This is a genomic window from Ruegeria sp. AG6 (assembly GCF_056541565.1).
This window is the reverse complement of the sequence record NZ_JBQFYQ010000018.1, coordinates 1-15,441: the sequence shown is the minus strand read 5'-3', so window position 1 is coordinate 15,441 and position 15,441 is coordinate 1. Positions and strand designations below refer to the sequence as shown.

Genomic DNA, 15,441 nt, shown 5'->3' with positions numbered 1-15,441 from the left:
AATCCGTCTTGATGAAAGGCCAGAGGTCAGTTCCGGTACACCGGCGGAACAAGACCGGCTTGGAACCAAGTCACGAAGGACACGATCGAAAACACCGGCAGCCCGGTCGCCTGCCGAATATCCGGCGCATAGGGGCACATATTCGTGCACTCCAGAACTATTGCCCCAAGTTCGGAATTGTCCGAGGCTAACGCGATTGCGGCCTCAACATTGTCCTCCCGTGCCTTCTCAACATTCAGACGCGATTCATTGCCAAGAATTGCGCGGGTGAACTCCTGCCCACCCTCGGTAGTGCCGATTGGCGTGTCCAAGGGGACATTGGCAGCCTGAAGATGGTCATTGGTCAAGGTGGAGGCCGAAATGGTCAGAATGCCCGCGCGCTTTCCCTTGGGAAGGATACGATTCACCATTTCGACCTGCATCAAGGACGACGTGACGACAGGAACCGGAACGGCCTCGGCCAGTTCCTTCTGGAACAGGGACAGGAACCCGCAATTGGTTGTTATTCCGTCCGCGCCGTCTTTGACCAACTCTTGCGCGGCGTCGATGAAGACCTCGAGCATACCTTCGGCCCGATGCCGAACTACCCGATCAGGCGAGGCATCCCGGACGATGCGGTACAGCACCGGAAACGGCCATGTCTGCGCATTGCCCATGTCACCGGGAATTCTTGGGAATTGCGCGTCCAGCATGAGGATTCCCACGGATGCGCCGTAAATGGACTTGCCGCCCTGCACGATCATCCCTGTTCCTCCTCGATAATGCGGGTCGAGATGTCTTCGGCCCCTTCCATGTAGATGTTGGTAATTCCGTGACGCACTGCGTCCTGAACCTGATCCATTCGTTTTGTGATATGAGCCGCCAGAACCCGGGCCGCCTCGTCCGCGTCCCGATCCAGCAGGGCCTGCATCACGCGTTTATGTTCGTCCTTGGACTTCTGCACCCGGTCCATGCTCATGGAAATCCAGCGGATATAGCGGATACGCTCGTTGATCCGCGTCAGAGTTTGCAACAACTCCATGTTCCCTGACAGCCTTGCGATCCCCAGATGGAACGCTTCGTCCCGGGCCACTGCTTCTTCGATCGTCAGGCCAGTGATGTCGATGCCCGTTTCGTAAAGTTCATCACGCAGCCTTTGCAGGCCTTCATCCGTCGCCTTGGTACAGGCGGATCGGGCCGCCGCGGATTCGATGATCTGGCGCAGCTCGAAAAGGTCGAACACGCTTTGCGCATCCAAGGGACGGCAAAAGAACCCTTGCCCCGGGCGGAAATCGAACAGCCGTTCGGCAACCAGACGGTTCAACGCTTCTCGCAACGGCGTGCGACTGACGCCCAGATCCCTGGACAGAGCGACCTCGTTCAGACGGTCACCGGGGCGCAGGCGGAAGGAGACCGCCATCGCTTTGACCTGATCATAGATATCATCGACGCGTGGACCCGCCATAAACAATGCCCTTCTTCCGTTGATTCACAGGTGCCACACTCAATTCTTGAAATCAATATGCAAGCCTGTATACAGTTATGTGTACAATTATAACTCGAAGGAATCGCGAACCATGACAGGGACGAATTACCTGACCGGAGCCGAGGCGATGGTGCGTATGCTCGAGGCGCATGGCGTGACGCATATGTTCGGCCTGTGCGGCGATACCACCTTGCCGTTCTATGACGCGCTCGCCCGAATGGATCACGGCATTCAGCACATTCTGACCCGCGACGAACGGCACGCCGCCTACATGGCGGATGGCTATGCACGCGTGACAGGCAGGCCCGGCGTTTGCGAAGGCCCTTCCGGCGGTGGCGCGACCTACATTCTGCCGGGTGTGGTCGAGGCCAATGAAAGTTCGGTTCCAATCCTGGCGATCACCTCTGATGTGGCGACGACCAGCCGCGGGAAATACCCTCTGACAGAACTGGATCAGCCGGCGTTGTTCCGCCCGCTGACGAAGTGGAACGCGTCTCTGGATGATGCCGCCCGGCTTCCGGCCATGGTTCGTGCGGCGTTCCGGGCGATGACAACGGGAACACCCGGCGCGACCCATCTGGCACTGCCGTTTGATACGCAGAAGGCACAGGTGGACGAAGCGGAAATCTGGGCCGACGACCGGCATCGCAGCTATCCCGCCGAACGGGCTGCCCCAGATCCGGATGCCATCGAAGCGGCCGCAGCCATTCTTGCCCGGGCCACATCCGCCGTCGCGGTCTGTGGCGGCGGCCCGGTTCTGTCCGGCGCGACCGATGCGTTGCGCCGCGTCGCCGGTCTGTTGGACATGCCCGTCGCCACAACCGTTTCAGGCCAAGGGTCCATCGCCGAAACCGATCCTCTGGCCCTGGGTGTCGTCGGATCGAACGGCGGCATCCCCGCGACACGCGCCGTGGTGGATCAGGCTGATGTCGTCCTGTTCATCGGGTGCCGCGCCGGTTCGGTCACGACCGAACGGTGGAGAAGCCCCGGGCGCAACGCCACGATCATTCACATCGACAGCGACCCCATGGTGATCGGCGCAAACTATCAGACCGAAGTGGCGATCTGCGCTGACGCCCGCCTCGCGCTTGAGGCATTGGCCCGAGCGCTGGAGGACCGGCAAGACCTGAACGGACAAGACGGAGCAACCAAGGCCCGCGCCGCATGGGCGGCCAAGGCGGCGGCATTTGCCCCCTTGGCTGCAAGTCGGGAAACGCCAATACGGCCCGAGGCTGTCATGGCGTCCCTGATGGACATTCTGGACGACGATGCGATTGTGGTCGCTGATCCCGGCACCCCCTGCCCCTATTTCAGCGCGCATTACCGTTGGCGGCAGCCCGGGCGGCATTTCATCACAAATCGCGCACATGGCGCACTGGGCTATTCTCTGGGGGCGGCCATGGGTGCACATGTCGGGCGGCCCTCGGTCAAGACCCTGGCCGTCATGGGCGATGGTTCGTTTGGGTTTACCTGCGGTGAATTTGAAACGATGGTCCGGCACAAAATGCCGATCACCTCGATCGTTTTCTCGAACTCGGTCTTCGGATGGATCAAGGCGGGTCAGGACGCTGGGTTTGATCAACGCTATTACAACGTCGATTTCAACCGGACCGACCACGCCGCCGTCGCAGCCGCCTTCGGAGTGAAATCATGGACGGTCAAAGACCCTGAGGACTTGCCAAAGCTGCTGAAACAGGCCGTCGAACATGACGGCCCCACATTGGTCGACATCCATTCGCAACAGCTTCACAAGGCCGCTGCACCTGTGTCGGAATGGGTTGCGTAAGAAGCAATCGACGGAGTCAGCTGGGCCAGAAATTCCTGCGCAATCGTGGACAGGGGGCGCCCCTTTGCGGTGATGATTGCAAGATCCAGCATGACGGATGGCCTGAACGGGCGGGTCTGGTACCCGCTCTCACCATCGAACGTCACGGTAAAGGGATCGATCATCGCAACCCCCATGCCCTGTTTCACAAAACTCAGCAGGTTCTCAGACAGGTGCGTGTGAATCTGTGTCCGCCACGTGCGCCCGGATGCCTGAAAGATGTCACGGGTTCGACGGTGGGTTTGGTGTTCCGGACCCATCACGATGAAGGGCTCGTTTTCCAGTATTTCCGGTGTCAGAACGTCGTAATCCGCCAAGGGGCTGTTTTCTGGAAAAGTCGCAAGCGTTTCGAACTGAAACACCTGATAATTCAGAGTGTCGTGCAGGATGGGCATCTCGACGATGCCGATTTCAAACAGGCCTGAAATCACCCATTCCTGAATCTTGGATGAATACTGCGACTGGAAACTGACGGACAGGTTGGGGCGGCTTTTGGCAAAACGAGCGATCTCGCGCGGCATGAAACCAAATGACAGAAGATGCGGTGCCGCAACCTGCAATTGACCGGGATGTTTGTTCTGCAAATCCGTCACGGCCTGCGCCACGTGATCCAGCCCGCGCACGACCGTGTCGACTTCGCGGAACAGCAGCTCGGCTTCCGGGGTGGGCAGCAAACGGCCCTTGTTGCGCTCGAACAGAGGCAGTCGCGCTTCGCGTTCCAACTGAGCCAACAGATTGCTGATACCAGGCTGGGATATCCCTAGTACCGACGCCGCACCGGTTACGGTTCCGGTTTCCATGATGGCGTGAAACGCTTGAAGCTGGCGAAAGCGCAGGGACATGGATTACCGCATCATTTTTTCTGATGAACTGTCGAAGATATAGTATTTGAAATGATATGCCCGTCAAGGCAGGCTTTCGCTTAGCCACAGGGGGCGGAATGAACGATCTGTCACAAAACATAATCGGTTACGACCTTTGGCACCTGAAGCTTCCGGTCACGTCCCGCCGGGATCACGGTATAGGATCCGTCGAAGGTGCCTGCGAAGTCGTCATACTGCGACTGACATCCGAGGATGGCACACAGGGATTTGGCGAAGCGTCACCCTGGTCGGTGTTCACCGGAACCCCGGAAGCGACATTCGCGGCACTGGATCGTTATTTACGCCCTCTTGTTCTTGGCGCCAGCGTGGGCGACCGGTCAGCCATCATGGCGCGCGCGGCCTGTGCCGTGGCGCATTGCACCGAGGCCAAGGCCGCGCTGGAAACCGCGCTGCTGGATCTGGCCGGCCGTATCAGTGACATCCCTGTCTGGTCTTTGCTGGGCGGTCGCTGCCGCAGCGCCATTCCGCTCAGCTGTTCCATCGCCAACCCGGACTTCTCTCAGGACATAGACCTGTTGGCGCGGTTGCGAGAGGACGGCGTGCGGATTGTCAAACTCAAGACCGGGTTCAAGGATCACGCCTTTGACATCATGCGGTTGGAGTACCTTGCGCAGAACTGCCCTGAATTCTCGGTCCGCGTGGACTATAATCAGGGGCTGAGCATCGAGGAGGCTCCGACGCGGGTGCGGGACGTGGCCCGGTTCAATCCTGATTTCATCGAACAGCCGGTTCGCGCCCATCACTTCGGCATGATGGCGAAGCTACGGCATATGACCGATGTTCCCCTTCTCGCCGATGAAAGCGTCTTTGGTCCCGAAGATATGGAACGCGCCGCGCGTGAAAGCATTTGCGATGGTGTCTCGGTGAAAATAATGAAGTCTGGCGGACTGACCCGCGGGCAAACGGTCGCCCGCATCGCGGCGGCGCACGGTCTGACTGCGTATGGCGGGGACATGTTCGAGGCCGGTTTGGCCCATCTTGCGGGCACCCATCTGATTGCCGCGACACCCGAGATCACATTGGGCTGCGAGTTTTATCAGGCGTCCTATTTCCTGAAAGAGGACATTCTGGAAGAACCCTTCCGGATCAGAGGCGGACAGGTCTGCGTGCCCGAAAGCCCGGGACTTGGCGGCAAGCCCGAGCTGGCAAAGCTGAACCATTATGCGGTGGCCAAGGCGGTTTCAGAATGAGTGAAAAGAAAACCATAGCCATCATCGGCGCCGGTATAGTCGGCGTTTCGGCCGCGGTCTGGCTGCAACGGGACGGGCACGACGTGATCCTGTTCGACAAGGCCGGACCGGGTGAAGGCACGTCTCATGGCAATGGCGGTGTGCTGGCGTCCTGTTCCATCATACCTGTGACGGTTCCCGGACTGCTTGGCAAAGCACCCAAAATGCTGCTGAGCTCCTCGCAGCCGCTGTTTTTGAAATGGGGATATTTACCGAAGTTGCTCCCATGGCTCCGGCAATATCTGAGCCACTCGAACGTGGCAGACGTTGAACGGATCGCGGCGGCGCTGACACCGATCGTCGGCGACAGCCTGAATGATCACAAGGCCTTGGCGGCAGGCACACGTGCTGAAAAGTGGATCGTGCCCAGCGACTATCTGTTTCTCTACGAGAACCGGGCTCATTTTGAACAAGATGCTTTGGGCTGGGGAATCCGTCGGAAGAACGGCTTTGATTGGCAAGAACTGGAGGGCAAGGCGTTTCACGACTATGACCCCGTGTTCAGCCCGGATATCGGTTTCGCTGCCAAGCTGTCAAACCACGGTCATATCACCGATCCCGGGCGGTACGTGAAAGACCTGGCCGCCCATGTCGAGGCTGGTGGAGGCCGGATCATCCGCGCCAATGTCGAGGACGTCACCCGCGACAACGGCCGCGTTACCGGCGTGCGCGCGGATGGTGAGACAATCGCTTGCGACACCGCCATTGTCACGGCTGGAGTCTGGTCCGGGCCACTGGCCAAGCGACTGGGGGTTTCTGTTCCTCTTGAAAGCGAGCGCGGTTATCATCTTGAATTGGTGGCACCTTCTGCCATGCCCCGCAGCCCGGTCATGGTGGCTTCGGGCAAGTTTGTTGCCACGCCCATGGATGGGCGCATACGCTTGGCGGGTATTGTGGAGTTCGGAGGGCTGGACGCACCGCCCTCGCGCGCGCCGTTTGAATTGATGCGAAGAAATGCCCGGGCCGCGTTTCCGGGCATAACATGGAAGGAGGAAGTGGAATGGATGGGGCACAGGCCGGCCCCGGCTGACTCGATCCCGATCATCGGTGACGTGCCCGGTATCAAAGGGGCCTATATGGGCTTTGGTCATCATCACATCGGCCTGACAGGCGGGCCAAAGACCGGACGGCTTCTGGCGCAGATGATCGCGGGCAGAACACCGAACACCGACATAAGCGTCTACGCGCCGTCGCGCTTTGCAACATAAGAACAGACCGATGAAGAACATCGGTATTTCAAAACTCGATAGGGAGAAAACGATGAAAAAACTGACAAACCTACTGGCGGCAACCGCTTTGACTGCCGCAGCGGCAGCACCGGCCGTGGCCGAGAAATGGGACATGCCGATGGCCTATTCGGCGTCGAACTTCCATTCGGCCACCGGAGCGGAATTCGCCAAATGTGTAACGACCGGAACCGGCGGTGAGATCGAAATCGTTACGCATCCATCCGGCTCGTTGTTCAAAGGTGCCGATATCAAACGCGCAATCCAGACCGGGCAAGCCCCGATTGGCGAACGCCTTCTGTCTGGCCACCAGAATGAGAACGCGTTGTTCGGTTTCGATTCGATACCGTTCCTTGCAACCTCGTTCGATGACAGCGCCAAGCTTTGGGAAGCGGCAAAACCGTCAATTGAAAAGGTACTGGCCGAACAGAACCTGACGCTGCTTTATGCTGTACCGTGGCCGCCGCAGGGACTGTATTTCAAGAATGAGGTGAACTCGGTCGCCGATATGAAGGGCATCAAGTTCCGTTCGTACAACAACGCGACTTCGCGACTGGCCGAGTTGACGGGCATGTTGCCGGTAACGATCGAAGCGGCGGAAATCAGTCAGGCTTTTGCGACGGGTGTCGCCGAGTCGATGGTGTCTTCGGGATCGACCGGGTACGACCGCAAGGTCTGGGAAAGCCTGAACTATTTCTACGAAGTCGATGCCTGGTTGCCGCGCAACTACGTGATGGTGAATTCGGATGTCTGGTCGGGCGTGTCCGACGCCAACAAGAACGTCATCAAGGCCTGCGCAGAGCTGGCGGAATACGCGGGCAACTGGCGCGCCAAGGAATATACCGGCTTTACTCTGCAAGGTCTGCGTGATGGTGGCATGACCGTCGGTCCGGCATCCGAGCAGATGACGAATGAGCTGAAAGAGATTGGTGTGACCATGACCAATGAATGGCTGGAGGCCGCCGGTGACGAAGGCAAAGCCATCGTCGACGCGTTCAACGCCTCTCAGTAACCATTCGAGGCAGGCGGCGTTGCATTGCGTCGCCTGTTTTCCATCCAATCATAACAAAGCGGGGACGCCATGGCGGTATTGCGGGGGCTTCGGTCCGTTCTGGATTTCATCTATCTGGCAGCGGGGGTAATGGCGGCGGTCAGCCTGATTGCCATTCTTTTGCTTATCGTCGTGCAGATGCTGGCCCGCTGGACCGGTGAGGTATTTCCCGGAGCGCCCGACTATGCCGGCTATGCAATGGCGGCGGCATCTTTTCTGGCCTTTGCCAATGCGTTGAATCGGGGCAGCCACATTCGGGTTTCGATCCTTCTGAACGCGGTGCCGGACAGCGTGCGGCGTGTCCTTGAAATCTGGTGTTTCACCATCGGCACGGCCGTCATGTGGTATTTCTGCTGGTATGCCTATCGCTTCGTCTATTGGAGCTGGAAGTTCAACGACATCAGCCAGGGTCAGGACAGAACCGCGCTGTGGATTCCGCAATCCGCGATGCTGATCGGAGCCGTCATCCTGGCCATCGCGCTGACGGATCACCTGATCCACGTCCTGTTCAAAGGTGACCATCGCATTGTCCGCGATCTGGCCGACCAGAGCCACGGAGAATAGACGCATGGAAAACCTGTCTGTCATCATCCTTTTCCTTTTTGTTCTGTTCACGTTGCTCGGTACCGGTGTCTGGGTTGGCCTGGCCCTGATGGGGGTCGCCTGGGTCGGGATGGAGCTGTTCACGACACGCCCCGTGGGCGACGTGATGATCACAACCATCTGGTCGGCGTCGTCGTCGTGGACCCTGACCGCCTTGCCCATGTTCATCTGGATGGGCGAAATCCTGTACCGCACGCGATTATCCGAAGACATGTTCAAAGGGCTGTCCCCTTGGATGGCACCCCTGCCCGGCGGTTTGGTGCATACCAATATCGTGGGTTGTACCGTCTTCGCGGCAGTCTCAGGTTCGTCGGCGGCAACGCTGACCACCGTCGGCAAGATGTCGATCCCCGAACTGCGCAAGCGCAATTACCCCGAACGGATGATCATCGGTACTCTGACCGGCGCGGCCACTCTGGGGCTGATGATCCCGCCGTCCCTAACCCTGATCGTCTATGGGGTGACGATCAATGAATCGATCACCAAGCTGTTCTTTGCCGGCATCCTTCCCGGTTTGGTGCTGGCAGCGATGTTCATGGGTTATGTTGCGATCTATTCCAAGTTGGGCAAAGATTGGACCCCGGATGTCGAGGGCAAGCTGAGCTTCTCCGAGAAAGTCAGAAATTCCCGCTTTTTGTTGCCTGTGATCCTTCTGATCACGGTCGTCATCGGCTCAATGTATCTGGGCTATGCCACTGCGACCGAAGCTGCGGCTTTCGGGGTGATCGGCGGCCTGTTGCTTGCGGCAGGCCAGGGGTCGTTGAACTGGAAGACATTTACTGAAAGCCTGATGGGGGCCACGCGAACCAGCGCGATGATTGCCCTGATCCTTGCTGGCGCTGCTTTCCTGTCACTGTCCATGGGCTTCACCGGCCTGCCGCGCGGGCTGGCCGATCTGATTGCAGGTTGGGAACTGACCCGTTTCGAGCTGCTGATGGTCCTGCTGGTGTTCTACATCATTCTGGGCTGTTTTCTTGACGGGATTTCTTCCGTCGTGCTGACCATGGCCGTGGTGGAACCAATGATCCGCGACGCTGGCATTGACCTGATCTGGTTCGGCATCTTCATCGTGGTCGTTGTTGAAATGGCGCAGATCACACCTCCGATCGGGTTCAACCTGTTCGTGATGCAGGGCATGACCAACCATGAGATGAGCTATATCGCACGCGCAGCGATACCGATGTTCCTGATCATGGTGCTGATGGTCTTCATCCTCATCTGGTTCCCCGACCTCGCCACCTGGCTGCCCGAGAATTTGCGTCAGAGCCCGGGCGGGTAAAACGGCCTTGAACCTGCTCCATCTGGCGGCCCGTCACGGGCCCCGTGTTCTGGTCGCCGGATTGGCGGCGGGTCTTTTATTGCCGGGTTTGGCCGAGCCCATGCGAGGCCTGCTGCCGCCCCTGGTCGTGTTGTTGCTGTTCGTCACCGTCCTGAGAATGGACCCCGAAACCATTCTTGGATCGTTGAGCGATCTGCACAAGGTCGCGTTCACCGTCATCGGGTTTCAATTCGTGATGCCGCTGATCATTCTGGCTATTGGATTTGTCGGGGGATGGACCGGAACGCCGGTGCTTCTGTCCCTGCTCATCATGGCGGCTGCGCCCTCGATTTCCGGCAGTCCCAACATGTGTTTGATGATGGGCTACCCACCTGAACACGCGATGCGAATGATGGTGGTTGGGACCGCCCTGCTGCCATTGACAGCGTTTCCGGTGTTCCTGCTCATGCCAGAACTGGGCGGCATTCACTCTGTTCTGCTGGCCGGGTTGCAACTGCTGTTGACGATACTCTGCACAACCGGCGCCGCCATTGTTGTCCGGCGCGTCTGGTTGCGTTCACCATCACGCTCCACATTGGTGAATCTGGAAGGGTTGGGCACAATCACCTTGGCCGTTTTTGTCATCGGCCTGATGCCTTCCGTCAGCACCACTGCGCTGAAAAGCCCGGCCGTCGCCGCTTTCTGGATCGCGCTCGCCTGTCTGGCCAATTTCGGAGCACAATTCCTTTCGTACCGCATGACCCGTGGACGTCTGCCGGCAGCCAGAGCAACCGCTGTCTCTCTGATCGCGGGAAACAGAAACATCGCGATTTTCTTCGTTGCTTTGCCGCCCGAGGTCACCGCACCCATCATGGTCTTCATCGGGGCGTATCAAATCCCGATGTACCTGACGCCAATGGTCATGCGTCATCTCTACATGAGGCAAGTCTTGCCCGAGTAGCTTTGGAAAGCCGCCTTAGGATATTTTTTTCCTTTTCTCCGATCCTTGTCCGCGTTGGGCCGATACCTCGTGCTTGGTTCAATGCAAAAAAACACCCTCAGGAAAATCGGGCGAATGATTGTCACTATTGACAGCTAATCGCACCTTCCCTATTTACTGTCAATGTTGACAGTAAAGGATATATCATGCCGATTAGAAAACTGGTCGTCGCATCTGTAATGACACTGGCTTCAACCCTCGGGACATCCGCACAAACTCTCACTGCAACGGTGCAGGACGTACGCAATGCAGAGGGTGATTTGATCATTGCCGTGTTCGATGAAGCAAAATCTTTCAAGGCCATGGACGTGGCGAACGCGGCGGCCTTGGCTTCCGTTCCCGCTGTCAAAGGCCAGGTTTCGGTGACCTTTCACGATCTCCCGCTTGGCACCTATGCGATTGCCGCGGTTCACGACGAGAACAGCAACAGCAACCTGGATACCGAAAAGGATATCCCAACCGAAGGGTACGGCTTTGGCGGTATGGGGCAGAGCGGTCTGCCGCCGGAATTCACGGATGCCGCCGTCGCCGTCGGCACCGGCGTAACCGCAAATCTGAAGCTGAAATACTGGAAATAACATGATCGGCGCCCCACAAATCGTGAAGAACGTCATGAGCAGATCATGCAGGCTCTGATCAGATGTGTTGCGAAATCTGGCCTGGATAGTGCATCGCTTTCGCTGCGCTCATGGTCGCGACGGCGCTTGGCTGTCAGACGTTGTGGGGGATTCTTTTCATGTTCTGGACAATCCCGAGTTTTCATTCCGGGCACTCTTTGCTTTTAACCAACGTATCCCGGGATGAGGATCCCATCCTGTTTTGGCTGGTCCAACTTGCCTGGATCGCACTTAGCCTGTCGATGACCGCTATCGACTTTCACCCTCGGACGTTTTGAAAACTCTTTCACAAGAGGCTCAAATGAAACCCATGCTACACCTTTTGCCGGTCGAAGCTTACACGAGCCAGGATTGGTTCGACCGGGAAATGCGCGAAATCTTCTCCAAAACCTGGCGCTACGCCGGTTTTATGGAGGATGTCAGTGAACCCGGCCAGTTCATCGCCGTGCAGGCCGGACTCAACAATATATTCGTGATCATGGGTCGCGATCGTCGCCTGCGCGCCTTCCATAACATCTGCCGCCACCGCGGAACCCAATTGATCCGCGCGGTTGGCAAAACGCAAAAAGCGTTGACCTGTCCTTATCACGATTGGACCTACGATCTTGAAGGCAATCTGATTTCGGTGCCGGATGAGCACGAGGAATTTGGCAAGGTCGACAAGTCCTGTCTTGGCCTGAAACCCGCCAAGGTCGACATCTGGAAATCGATGATTTTCGTCCATCCAGACCCCGACGCGCCTTCCATCGCCGAATGGTTCGGCCCCGTCGAACCCCATATCGGCCCGCACGTCCCGGAAGAGCTGATCGAGTACGAAGACCTGAACACCAGCTATGAGATAAAGGCAAACTGGAAGGTTATCGTCGAAAATTACATCGACGTTTACCACCTGAGCCATCTGCATTCGAATACGCTGCAGATGTACGACCACAAATCCGCCGAATTCCACTGGGAAGGACCTCATTACATGTTTTGGGAGCCGCCTGTGGCGGAGTTTCTGGAAGATCAGGACAGCAAACTGACCGCCCCGCGCGTCATCCCCAAAGACATGAACGGCGCCTGGGTGCCGATGCTGTTCCCGGGGATTGGTCTGGCCGCTTCGGAAGACGGCTGGAATATCTTCATTGTCGAACCCCTTGGCCCGGAACTGACACGAGTTCACAACCGTGGGCGGGTGTCAAACAGCTCGGAATGGGAATTCACCAAAAAGTCGATGAAGTCGTCCTCTTTCTGGGCCGCGTTTGGAATTGCGGGGAAATACGAAGCCAATGACGCGATGGGCGAAGATGACCCGATGGTTTCCGGCGACTTTACCGGCGAAGACATCTACGCGTGCGAGCAGCAGCAGAAGTCCCTGCATTCTCCGTATTTTGAAGCAGGTCCGGCGGCAAAAGGTGAAAGCCCCGTCATCGAGCACCAGAAAGTTGTTCTGCAATGGTTGGGGGAAGAGAAATGAACCCGCGTGATTTTTTCCCATTGCGTGTTTGCGGGACCAGAGTCGAGCTGGATGGCGTGGCAAAGACCGTCATGTTCGAGGTCCCTGACCGCCTGATGGACATATTCGCCTGGAGGCCGGGCCAACACGTGTCCGTTCGTTTCAATATTGATGGCGAAGAGCACCGTCGAAGCTATTCGATCTCCAGTTCGCCTTACTCCGGGGATCCGCTTCGCATCACAGTCAAACGGGTCAAGGGTGGACGTGTCAGCAACTTCATCAACGACACTGTTCAGGAAGGGCAAACCATTGACGTCATGCCGCCATTTGGCAGTTTCTGCCTGGACCCCGACGAAACGGCGCGGCGCACCCATTACTTTTTTGGCGCGGGCTCTGGCATTACTCCGCTCTTTGCAATGCTGAACTCGGCTTTGACAGCCGAGCCCCATTCAGTCGCGCATCTGGTGTATGGCAACACAAACGCGAAGAGCGTCCTGTTGCAGCACGAACTGAGCGTGCTTCAGCAAGCGCATCCCGAACGTTTTACAATCAACCATGTCTTTTCGAAACCCGGCTGGTGGTCCAGCGCCGAGTACTGGCGGCAAGGTACAATCGACAAGGCCGCAATCGAAGCGTTGATCGCCGAGTATCCACCTTACGCCCAGGACGCGCGGTACTTTATCTGTGGTCCGGGCGATATGAACCAGGCCGTCAAATCGGCCTTGATGTCCATTGATGTTTCCCCGAACCGTCTCCACATGGAAAGCTATGGTGCTGCGCCGGATCTGGACACGGGTATTGACGGGGTGGACGCAACCGCTGAACTGACGCTGGAAGGCACCCGACACCTCATTTCGGTTTCCAAGGGACAGACCATTCTTCACGCAACGCAGTCAGCGGGGCTCAAGCCACCCTATTCCTGCCAATCCGGAGTTTGCGGCGCGTGCCGGGCCAAACTGACCAACGGCACAGTTCATTTGCGGGCGCGCATGGCGCTGGAAGACAAAGACATCAAAGCCGGAGAAATCCTGACCTGCCAGTCAATACCCACGGCGGAAAAACTGACGATCAGCTTTGACCAGACCCGTCGCTGAAAAGCCAATGACGCGCCTGAGGCATGACGGTTCACGCCGCCTCAGGTTCATTCACGGATCAGATCATGCGTCCGGCGCGCAATCTCTGATCACGAAGTGCTTGGTCGTTTCTTCCACGACTTCCCAATAGCCGCGAAAGCCATTGGGGATCAAAAAGCTGGCCCCGGTGCGAAAATCCTGACGGGTCCCGTCTTCGTGGATCAGGGCGCAATGGCCTTTGACGATATAGCAATATTCGTCCTTGTCCGTGAACGCGTGCCATTTGCCCGGCGTAGACGTCCAGGTTCCGGCAGACAATTGCCCATCCGGGCTGGTGAAGTGCATTCCAATCTTGTGATGCGGATCACCCTCGACAACGCGATCGGGAAGATCGGCCAAACGCCTTTCGCTGCGCGTTTCCGGCTCATCGAATAGATTGAGTACCTGTGTCGTCATGAGGTCATACCCTCCTGCTGGTCATGTAGTGCGAGATGACGTGACCGGCCAATGGTCGGTCACGTGCTGGACGTGGAATTTCGCCATCCTCTAGTGAAACAGGTAGACGCCCACCAGAACCAGAGCAGCGATGAAGATCGTCTCGGCCACAATCAGGACGATGGCCTGCCCGCCAACATCCAGAATCCGCTTGAGCGACGTTTTCATGCCCACTGCGGCAATCGACACCAGCAGCGCCCAACGGCTGAGATCGGCCATGGCCGACGAGACCACATCCGGGATCAGACCTATTGAATTCAGGACGGCAAAGATCAGAAAGCCAACGACAAACATCGGCAAAATGGGCGGGCGCTTGCCGTCTTCCTCGCTGAACTCCGCGTGGCGCCGGACAAGAAACGAGATAACCAGCACCACCGGGGCCAGCATGGCAACACGGATCAGTTTGACCAAAGTCGCGACCTCACCGGTTTGGTCCGAAACCGAGAACCCGGCCCCGACAACCTGCGCGACATCATGTATCGTTCCGCCCAGGAAGACCCCTGAAACCTCGTCGTTGAACTCGAAAGCCTCGGTGAGGATCGGGTAGGCGATCATCGCGATTGTCGACAGAACAGTTACCGACAGTACCGTGAAAACCAAGTTCCGCTCCGAATGCTCGTTTTTGGGCAGAATGGCCGACAAGGCCATCGCGGCCGATGCGCCGCAGATCGCCACCGATCCCCCCGTCAGCACCCCAAAGCGCCAACCACGGCCCAGAAGACGCGCGCCAAGAAGGCCGAACAGGATCGTGAGGATCACACCGGCAATCACAACGGCAATCAGATCAGCGCCAAGGCTCATCATCAATTCAACGGAAATACGCGCCCCAAGCAGCGCAACGCCAAAACGAAGAACCGTTCGTGCGGTAAATTCGATTCCGGCCTTGCAGTCGCCGGCATCGTCTTCGGCCAGGAAATGGAACGCGATGCCCAGCAACAAGGCCATCAGCATCGCCGGGGCACCATAATGTTCGGACAAGAACTTCGCTGCGACGGCGACAACCACGGAAACAAGGAAACCGTGCCCGTTCAAACGAACGAAAGACCGTGCCCGAAGCCACGGCGAGTTGGATGCACTCAACGCCTGCATCTTACTTCCTTTGCAATATTTGAGCTGCCTTTTGGGCAAAGCCTGCCCCCACCCGAACCGTATTCGGCCCGGGTGGGGGCAGGATCAGATTACAGTTCGGCCTGAGCTTTCATGTCGTCGGCGGAGATTCCGGCGACGGCGACGGGTTTTTTCATCGCGTCGCGGCGGAAAGGCTCGCCGAGCTCCTGGTT

At 57.9% G+C, this 15,441-nt stretch carries 15 protein-coding genes; 10 read left to right on the top strand and 5 right to left on the bottom strand.

Annotated elements, in window-relative coordinates:
• Positions 1-26: 26 nt before the first annotated feature.
• Entirely contained in the window at positions 27-743 is a 717-nt protein-coding gene (locus ACR0I0_RS20195) for an aspartate/glutamate racemase family protein (protein ID WP_209835542.1), read from the bottom strand.
• Positions 740-1,444 carry a GntR family transcriptional regulator gene (locus ACR0I0_RS20190; protein WP_480492624.1) on the bottom strand — a complete coding sequence of 235 codons (705 nt, stop codon included), beginning with the start codon at positions 1,442-1,444 and terminating at the stop codon, positions 740-742. Before ACR0I0_RS20190 ends, ACR0I0_RS20195 begins: the two co-directional genes overlap by 4 nt.
• 112 nt (positions 1,445-1,556) lie before the next feature.
• Between ACR0I0_RS20190 and ACR0I0_RS20185 the strand changes: the two genes are divergently transcribed.
• Positions 1,557-3,251, top strand: a complete 1,695-nt coding sequence (locus ACR0I0_RS20185; RefSeq protein WP_480492623.1) for a thiamine pyrophosphate-binding protein — start codon at positions 1,557-1,559, stop codon at positions 3,249-3,251.
• Here ACR0I0_RS20185 and ACR0I0_RS20180 read toward each other — a convergent pair.
• A complete protein-coding gene (locus tag ACR0I0_RS20180; protein WP_171638519.1) occupies positions 3,212-4,132 on the bottom strand; it encodes a LysR family transcriptional regulator in 921 nt (306 codons plus the stop codon). The genes ACR0I0_RS20185 and ACR0I0_RS20180 overlap by 40 nt on opposite strands.
• 98 nt (positions 4,133-4,230) lie before the next feature.
• On the opposite strand from ACR0I0_RS20180, the gene ACR0I0_RS20175 reads away from it, so the two are divergent.
• The 9 genes from ACR0I0_RS20175 to ACR0I0_RS20135 all read left to right on the top strand — a co-directional run bounded on the left by ACR0I0_RS20175 (position 4,231) and on the right by ACR0I0_RS20135 (position 13,687).
• Entirely contained in the window at positions 4,231-5,364 is a 1,134-nt protein-coding gene (locus ACR0I0_RS20175; RefSeq protein WP_480492622.1) for an enolase C-terminal domain-like protein, read from the top strand.
• On the top strand, positions 5,361-6,611 hold the full coding sequence (locus tag ACR0I0_RS20170) for an NAD(P)/FAD-dependent oxidoreductase (RefSeq protein WP_480492621.1): 1,251 nt from the start codon (positions 5,361-5,363) through the stop codon (positions 6,609-6,611). Before ACR0I0_RS20175 ends, ACR0I0_RS20170 begins: the two co-directional genes overlap by 4 nt.
• A gap of 52 nt (positions 6,612-6,663) precedes the next feature.
• On the top strand, positions 6,664-7,641 hold the full coding sequence (locus tag ACR0I0_RS20165) for a TRAP transporter substrate-binding protein (RefSeq protein WP_210093893.1): 978 nt from the start codon (positions 6,664-6,666) through the stop codon (positions 7,639-7,641).
• 69 nt (positions 7,642-7,710) lie between these two features.
• The gene (locus tag ACR0I0_RS20160) at positions 7,711-8,244 is read left to right on the top strand and encodes a TRAP transporter small permease (RefSeq protein WP_171638543.1); all 534 of its coding nucleotides are present in this window, start codon (positions 7,711-7,713) and stop codon (positions 8,242-8,244) included.
• A gap of 4 nt (positions 8,245-8,248) precedes the next feature.
• Positions 8,249-9,562, top strand: a complete 1,314-nt coding sequence (locus tag ACR0I0_RS20155) for a TRAP transporter large permease (RefSeq protein WP_152460436.1) — start codon at positions 8,249-8,251, stop codon at positions 9,560-9,562.
• A gap of 7 nt (positions 9,563-9,569) precedes the next feature.
• Positions 9,570-10,502: a hypothetical protein gene (locus tag ACR0I0_RS20150; protein WP_210093892.1), complete on the top strand. Its 933-nt coding sequence runs from the start codon at positions 9,570-9,572 to the stop codon at positions 10,500-10,502.
• Between the two features lie 185 nt (positions 10,503-10,687).
• Positions 10,688-11,119: a DUF2141 domain-containing protein gene (locus ACR0I0_RS20145; protein WP_480492620.1), complete on the top strand. Its 432-nt coding sequence runs from the start codon at positions 10,688-10,690 to the stop codon at positions 11,117-11,119.
• Between the two features lie 340 nt (positions 11,120-11,459).
• Entirely contained in the window at positions 11,460-12,614 is a 1,155-nt protein-coding gene (locus ACR0I0_RS20140) for an aromatic ring-hydroxylating oxygenase subunit alpha (RefSeq protein WP_480492619.1), read from the top strand.
• Positions 12,611-13,687 (top strand): 2Fe-2S iron-sulfur cluster-binding protein, encoded by a 1,077-nt coding sequence (locus tag ACR0I0_RS20135; RefSeq protein ID WP_480492618.1) that lies wholly within the window; start codon positions 12,611-12,613, stop codon positions 13,685-13,687. Before ACR0I0_RS20140 ends, ACR0I0_RS20135 begins: the two co-directional genes overlap by 4 nt.
• 63 nt (positions 13,688-13,750) lie before the next feature.
• Here the strand turns inward: ACR0I0_RS20135 and ACR0I0_RS20130 are convergent, their stop codons facing one another.
• Both ACR0I0_RS20130 and ACR0I0_RS20125 read right to left on the bottom strand, forming a co-directional pair.
• A complete protein-coding gene (locus tag ACR0I0_RS20130) occupies positions 13,751-14,122 on the bottom strand; it encodes a cupin domain-containing protein (RefSeq protein WP_209835535.1) in 372 nt (123 codons plus the stop codon).
• A gap of 90 nt (positions 14,123-14,212) precedes the next feature.
• Positions 14,213-15,250: a YeiH family protein gene (locus ACR0I0_RS20125; RefSeq protein WP_210093889.1), complete on the bottom strand. Its 1,038-nt coding sequence runs from the start codon at positions 15,248-15,250 to the stop codon at positions 14,213-14,215.
• Positions 15,251-15,441: the final 191 nt, after the last annotated feature.

Bases quoted from the DNA above. Each gene is read 5' to 3' on its own strand.
- ACR0I0_RS20165 (WP_210093893.1), top strand. From the start codon at position 6,664: ATGAAAAAACTGACAAACCTACTGGCGGCAACCGCTTTGACTGCCGCA.
- ACR0I0_RS20145 (WP_480492620.1), top strand. From the start codon at position 10,688: ATGCCGATTAGAAAACTGGTCGTCGCATCTGTAATGACACTGGCTTCA.
- ACR0I0_RS20135 (WP_480492618.1), top strand. From the start codon at position 12,611: ATGAACCCGCGTGATTTTTTCCCATTGCGTGTTTGCGGGACCAGAGTC.
- ACR0I0_RS20160 (WP_171638543.1), top strand. From the start codon at position 7,711: ATGGCGGTATTGCGGGGGCTTCGGTCCGTTCTGGATTTCATCTATCTG.
- ACR0I0_RS20175 (WP_480492622.1), top strand. From the start codon at position 4,231: ATGAACGATCTGTCACAAAACATAATCGGTTACGACCTTTGGCACCTG.
- ACR0I0_RS20125 (WP_210093889.1), bottom strand. From the start codon at position 15,250: ATGCAGGCGTTGAGTGCATCCAACTCGCCGTGGCTTCGGGCACGGTCT.
- ACR0I0_RS20155 (WP_152460436.1), top strand. From the start codon at position 8,249: ATGGAAAACCTGTCTGTCATCATCCTTTTCCTTTTTGTTCTGTTCACG.
- ACR0I0_RS20185 (WP_480492623.1), top strand. From the start codon at position 1,557: ATGACAGGGACGAATTACCTGACCGGAGCCGAGGCGATGGTGCGTATG.
- ACR0I0_RS20180 (WP_171638519.1), bottom strand. From the start codon at position 4,132: ATGTCCCTGCGCTTTCGCCAGCTTCAAGCGTTTCACGCCATCATGGAA.
- ACR0I0_RS20130 (WP_209835535.1), bottom strand. From the start codon at position 14,122: ATGACGACACAGGTACTCAATCTATTCGATGAGCCGGAAACGCGCAGC.
- ACR0I0_RS20190 (WP_480492624.1), bottom strand. From the start codon at position 1,444: ATGGCGGGTCCACGCGTCGATGATATCTATGATCAGGTCAAAGCGATG.
- ACR0I0_RS20170 (WP_480492621.1), top strand. From the start codon at position 5,361: ATGAGTGAAAAGAAAACCATAGCCATCATCGGCGCCGGTATAGTCGGC.
- ACR0I0_RS20140 (WP_480492619.1), top strand. From the start codon at position 11,460: ATGAAACCCATGCTACACCTTTTGCCGGTCGAAGCTTACACGAGCCAG.
- ACR0I0_RS20195 (WP_209835542.1), bottom strand. From the start codon at position 743: ATGATCGTGCAGGGCGGCAAGTCCATTTACGGCGCATCCGTGGGAATC.